We start from the raw sequence: 763 nt of genomic DNA on the forward strand, positions 1-763 counted from the left end.
CCATGAACATCACCAAGGACATCAGCCCGTTGACCGAGTTCAAGCGGGACTCGGCGCGCATGATCGCGCAGATCAAGGAGACCGGTCGGCCGCAGATCCTCACCGTAAATGGCAAGCCCTCGGTCGTTGTGATGGACGCCGCCGCATGGCAGGAGATGCAGGACCAGCTCGACTATGCCGAAACCGTCGCCGGAATCCGCAAGGGTCTGACGCAGGCCCGTGCGGGTGAAGGCGTCGATGCGGGCCAGTTCTTCGATGGCCTCGCCCAGACCAGATGACCACGCCTCTGCCGGTGATCATCACGCCGAACGCAGCAGAGGATCTGACAGCATCATGGGTCTGGCTGCGTGTTCGCAACCCAAGGGCGGCGGACGAATGGTTGGCGGGCATCCGCGAAACCATCCTTGCCCTTGGCACGATGCCCGAGGCGCATCCGATTGCCCCGGAATCGCGTGATGTCGACTTGGCCGTCCGCCGCGCGCTTTACGGCAAGGCGACGCGCTGGCGCATTTATTATGCCGTCATCGACGGGGCGGTTCAGGTTCTGCATGTCCGCCACGGTCGCCGGAACGATTGGCAACCCTGATCCGTTCGAACAGTCGCCGCAAGGCGAAGGATCTGATGATGCTGATCCCTGTTGTCAACGCCGGAGTAAAATTGGGCCACGGGGCGGCGCAAAACTAGGCCACCTGGGGTTTCTGCGGGGCGCGCGTGGCGGGCGGCGGCCAGTCAGCCGCGCTCTCCATGTAGCTGGCGGGTGACT

2 protein-coding genes are annotated in these 763 nt (G+C 63.8%); both read left to right on the forward strand.

Features of this window, described 5'->3' with window-relative positions; translation table 11 throughout:
- Positions 1-278, forward strand: a 278-nt coding sequence (locus KAK09_RS18630) for a type II toxin-antitoxin system Phd/YefM family antitoxin (RefSeq protein ID WP_210880410.1), incomplete at its 5' end; no start/stop codon positions are given.
- Positions 275-586, forward strand: coding sequence for a type II toxin-antitoxin system RelE/ParE family toxin (locus KAK09_RS18635; protein ID WP_210880411.1), 312 nt, complete (start codon positions 275-277; stop codon positions 584-586). The genes KAK09_RS18630 and KAK09_RS18635, both read left to right, overlap by 4 nt.
- Positions 587-763: the final 177 nt, after the last annotated feature.

Source organism: Roseovarius autotrophicus (genome assembly GCF_018069895.1).
Taxonomy (GTDB): Bacteria; Pseudomonadota; Alphaproteobacteria; order Rhodobacterales; family Rhodobacteraceae; genus Roseovarius; species Roseovarius autotrophicus.

What these genes read in the sequence shown, in the direction of transcription:
- KAK09_RS18635 (WP_210880411.1), top strand. Translation starts at nt 275, where the DNA reads ATGACCACGCCTCTGCCGGTGATCATCACGCCGAACGCAGCAGAGGAT.